Raw genomic sequence first — 4,630 nt, 5'->3', positions numbered from 1 at the left:
CATGAGCGGGGGGCGGTACGGGAATCCGTACCGCCCCCCGCTCATGTCCGTACGCCTGCAGCGGCTGAATCGTCTACAGGACCTTCGACAGGAACGCCTTCGTCCTGTCGTGCTGCGGATTCGTCAGTACGTCGCGCGGGCTGCCCGCCTCGACGACCACGCCCTCGTCCATGAAGACCAGCGAGTCGCCGACCTCACGGGCGAAGCCCATCTCATGGGTGACCACGATCATCGTCATGCCGTCCTCGGCGAGACCCCGCATGACGTCCAGGACGTCGCCCACCAGCTCGGGGTCGAGCGCGGAGGTCGGCTCGTCGAAGAGCATCAGCTTCGGCTCCATCGCCAGCGCGCGGGCGATGGCGACGCGCTGCTGCTGGCCGCCGGAGAGCTGCGAGGGGTAGTTCCCTGCCTTGTCGGAGAGGCCGACCCGGTCGAGCAGACGCTCGGCGCGGGCGCGGGCGACCGCCTTCGTCTCGCCCTTGACCTGGATCGGGGCCTCCATGACGTTCTCGATCGCCGTCATGTGCGGGAAGAGGTTGAAGCGCTGGAAGACCATGCCGATGTCCCGGCGCTTCAGGGCGACTTCGCTGTCCCTGAGCTCGTAGAGCTTGTCGCCCTTCTGGCGGTAGCCGACGAGCTCGCCGTCGACCGACAGCCGCCCGGCGCTGACCTTCTCCAGGTGGTTGATGCACCGCAGGAACGTCGACTTGCCGGAGCCGGACGGGCCTACCAGGCAGAAGACCTCCTGCGGGGCGACCTCCAGGTCGATGCCCTTGAGGACCTCGACGCTGCCGTAGGACTTGCGTACGCCCTCGGCCTTCACCATCGCAGTGGCAGTCATGCCTTACCTCCCGAGGGGCGGCCGAGCGCCTTGCGGATGCGCTGGAGCGGGGTGGGCGGCAGGGCGCGGGTCGAGCCGCGCGCGTAGTACCGCTCCAGGTAGTACTGGCCGATGCTGAAGATCGACGTCATCACCAAGTACCAGGCGGCGGCCAGGAAGTACATCTCCACCGGTGACCCTGACGTCTGCCCGATGTCCTGAGCCACCTTGAACAAGTCGAGGAACTGCACCGCCGAGACCAGCGAGGTGGTCTTGAGCATGTTGATGACTTCGTTGCCCGTGGGCGGCACGATCACCCGCATCGCCTGCGGGACCACGATCCGGCGCAGGGTCTTGGAGTGGCTCATGCCGAGCGCGTGGGCGGCCTCGGTCTGGCCGTCGTCGACCGCGAGAAGGCCCGCGCGGCAGATCTCGGCCATGTACGCGGCCTCGTTGAGCCCGAGCCCCAGGAGCGCCGTCAGCAGCGGCGTCATGAAGCTGGCCCAGTAGTCCTTGTAGAGCGGGCCGAGGTTGATGTACTCGAAGACCAGGCCCAGGTTGAACCAGACGAAGAGCTGGACCAGGACCGGGGTGCCGCGGAAGAACCAGATGTAGAACCAGGCGATGGAACTGGTCACCGGGTTCTTGGACATCCGCATCACGGCGAGCAGCAGACCGCCCGCGATGCCGATGGCCATGGAGAGCACGGTCAGTTCGAGGGTCTTCCACACGCCGGAGACGATCCGGTCGTTGAAGAAGTAGTCGGGGATGGTGCCCCAGTTGATCTTGCCCTGCGAGAAGGCGTAGACGATCGCCACCAGGAGGCCGATCGCGACGACCGCGGACACATAGCGCCCCGGGTGCCGGACCGGGACGGCCTTGATGGCCTCCGGTCCGGCAGCGGGCGGCGGAGTGTCGGCGGGGCCGTCCGTCTTGCTGACGTCAACAGTCACCGATGGTGCCTTTCAGGTCCCCCGTGGATGAGCCGTACGGACACGCGGGTCAGGAGCCGCCGTTGATCTTCGCGTCGTGGTTGACGCCGGCCTCGACGCCCCACTTTGCGATGATCTTGTCGTACTCGCCGCTCTTGATGATCGCCTTGAGGGCGGCCTGGACGGCGTCCCGCAGCTTGTCGTTGCCCTTGGCGAGCGCGATTCCGTACGGGCCCGCCTCGACCTGCTCGCCCACGATCTCGAAGTACTTGCCGTCACCGGAGTGCTTCACCGAGTACGCGGCGATCGGGAAGTCCGCGGACACCGCGTCGACGCCCTTGGAGCGCATGCGCGTCTCGGCTTCGGGGTTGGTCGGGAAGTCCTCGATCTTCACGGTCTTCTTGCCGGCCGCGGTGCACTTCTTGGCCTGGGCCTTGGCAAGGTCCTGCGAGAAGGTGGCGGTCTGCACACCGATCGACTTGCCGCAGAGGTCGTCCCAGGTCTTGATGCCCTTGGTGGCGCCCTTGTTGGTGTAGATCGAGACACCGGCGGTGAAGTAGTCGACGAAGTCGACGCCCGCGCCGACCTTCTGCTTGGTGTCGCTGTCGATGCCGTTCTGACGGTCCTTGGTGTCCGTCATGGCCGACATGGCGATGTCGTACCGCTTGGCCGCGAGACCGGCGATGAGGTCGGCGAACTTGCCGTTCTGGAACTCGAACTTCACCCCGAGCTGCTTGCCGATGGCCTCGGCGATGTCCGGGTCGATGCCCACCGTCTTGCCCGAGGCGTCCGTGGACTCGACCGGCGCGTACGCGATGTCGGAGCCGACCTTGACGGTGCCCTTGGCCTTGACGTCCGCAGGCAGCAGGTTGGCGAGGGGCGCGGAGGACTTGGAGGAGTCCGACGTCTTCGTGTCGTCGCTCTTCGTCTGGTCGCCACAGGCGGTCAGCAGCAGGGCGCCGGCGACCGCGATCGCGCCGACCGCGGCTATACGGGACTTCTGTGCGGTCGTACGACGGGTGGTGCTTGCGGTCATGGTCTGGATCCTCCGGCAGGTGGGGAGTTACCGATCTGGCTCCGACCGCGTACGCGTCCTTGCGTGCGGCGATCGTGTGTGATTACGGCATCTTGCCATTCGGACTAGCCCATTCAGGGGACCAGCCATGTCAAAATCGGGTAACGGGTCACCCCCGTTCCTCAACTGGCCGGTACTGCAAGGCCGGACCATCTGTGGGAATGAAGCCTTCCGGCCGGAGGATCTCCGGCATATCTCGCCTGATGGACGTGTTTGACGCCGTGTAGCGGACTTGTCCAGATATTCGGCTATGAGTCATGTCACGGCGCCGATACGCGCTCGTGCCCGACCCCGTCCATCCGGTAGAAAAGCTCTTTACACCCCTCATCCGGGGCTCAGGGCGCGTGTGCGGCGCGCCCGCGCGTTTGTACCTCTCCCTGCCCGGGCGGGCCAACCCCCTGGCGCAGGACACGGACGCGGTGCCCGCCCACCCCTCCAACCAGGAGTGGCCACCCTCAACTGATGAAGACTTAAGGGGTAAATCCAATGGCAGCGGAGATCGTCAATCCTCGCAGCGACAGCACGACAGAAGAGCCCTTCGACGCGGCCTTCGCGCTCCACCGCGGCGGCAAGATGGCCATCCAGGCCACGGTGCCGGTGCGCGACAGGGACGACCTGTCCCTCGCGTACACGCCCGGAGTCGCCAAGGTGTGCAGCGCGATCGCGGAGAACCCCGAGCTGGTCCACGACTACACCTGGAAGCCCAATGTGGTCGCCGTCGTGACGGACGGGACAGCGGTGCTCGGTCTTGGTGACATCGGCCCCGAGGCGTCCCTCCCCGTGATGGAGGGGAAGGCGATCCTCTTCAAGCAGTTCGGCGGCGTGGACGCGGTTCCGATCGCGCTCGCGACGACCGACGTGGACGAGATCGTCGAGACCGTGGTGCGGCTCGCCCCGTCCTTCGGCGGAGTGAACCTGGAGGACATCTCGGCACCGCGGTGCTTCGAGATCGAGAAGCGGCTCCAGGAGGAGCTGGACATTCCGGTCTTCCACGACGACCAGCACGGTACGGCGGTCGTCACGCTCGCGGCCCTGCGCAACGCGTCGGTGCTGACCGGGCGTTCGCTCGGACAGCTGCGGGCCGTGATCTCGGGCTCGGGCGCGGCCGGTGTCGCCATCGCGAAGATCCTGATCGAGGCCGGTATCGGCGATGTCGCGGTGTGCGACCGCAAGGGCATCGTCTCGGCCGACCGGGAGGACCTCACCGACATCAAGCGCGAGGTCGCGGGTTTCACCAACAAGGCCGGTCTGGTCGGCCCGATGGAGGCGGCGCTCAAGGGCGCGGACGTCTTCATCGGAGTCTCCGGCGGTACGGTTCCCGAGCCCGCGGTGGCATCGATGGCGGAGGGCGCGTTCATCTTCGCGATGGCCAACCCGAACCCGGAGATCCACCCCGATATCGCCCACAAGTACGCGGCGGTCGTGGCCACGGGCCGCTCGGACTTCCCGAACCAGATCAACAACGTCCTGGCCTTCCCCGGCATCTTCGCGGGTGCGCTCCAGGTGCGGGCCTCGCGTATCACCGAGGGCATGAAGCTCGCGGCGGCGGAGGCTCTGGCGGCGGTCGTCGCGGACGAGCTGAGTGCGGACTGCGTGATCCCGTCGCCGTTCGACGAGCGGGTCGCTCCGGCGGTCACGGCTGCGGTCGCCGCGGCGGCTCGGGCGGAGGGCGTGGCGCGCAGGTAAGTGCGGGTTGCGGGGTGGTTTCGGGGGCTCCGCCCCCGGACCCCCGCTCCTCAATCGCCGGAGGGGCTTGATTTGGCTGAGCTTGTCTGTGCGGTCACGTACAAGCAGGCACCAGGC

4 protein-coding genes are annotated in these 4,630 nt (G+C 67.0%); 1 reads left to right on the top strand and 3 read right to left on the bottom strand.

The genetic code is table 11. From position 1 onward, the window contains the following. Positions 1 to 73 precede the first annotated feature (73 nt). From J0695_RS35800 to J0695_RS35790, 3 genes are read right to left on the bottom strand one after another with little or no spacing between them, the layout of a single operon-like run. Positions 74 to 841: an amino acid ABC transporter ATP-binding protein gene (locus tag J0695_RS35800; protein ID WP_277990073.1), complete on the bottom strand. Its 768-nt coding sequence runs from the start codon at positions 839 to 841 to the stop codon at positions 74 to 76. Beyond that, positions 838 to 1,773: an amino acid ABC transporter permease gene (locus tag J0695_RS35795; RefSeq protein ID WP_206968946.1), complete on the bottom strand. Its 936-nt coding sequence runs from the start codon at positions 1,771 to 1,773 to the stop codon at positions 838 to 840. The genes J0695_RS35800 and J0695_RS35795 overlap by 4 nt, the downstream gene beginning before the upstream one ends. A 49-nt stretch (positions 1,774 to 1,822) precedes the next feature. Next, positions 1,823 to 2,788 (bottom strand): ABC transporter substrate-binding protein, encoded by a 966-nt coding sequence (locus tag J0695_RS35790; protein WP_206968945.1) that lies wholly within the window; start codon positions 2,786 to 2,788, stop codon positions 1,823 to 1,825. Positions 2,789 to 3,313: 525 nt separating this feature from the next. On the opposite strand from J0695_RS35790, the gene J0695_RS35785 reads away from it, so the two are divergent. Next, positions 3,314 to 4,513, top strand: coding sequence for an NAD(P)-dependent malic enzyme (locus tag J0695_RS35785; protein WP_206968944.1), 1,200 nt, complete (start codon positions 3,314 to 3,316; stop codon positions 4,511 to 4,513). Positions 4,514 to 4,630: the final 117 nt, after the last annotated feature.

Origin of the sequence: Streptomyces beijiangensis, from assembly GCF_017315755.1 — a bacterium.
Classification (GTDB): domain Bacteria; phylum Actinomycetota; class Actinomycetes; order Streptomycetales; family Streptomycetaceae; genus Streptomyces; species Streptomyces beijiangensis.
The sequence above is the reverse complement of the archived record's forward strand: the minus strand, read 5'-3'. Positions and strand labels throughout refer to the sequence as shown.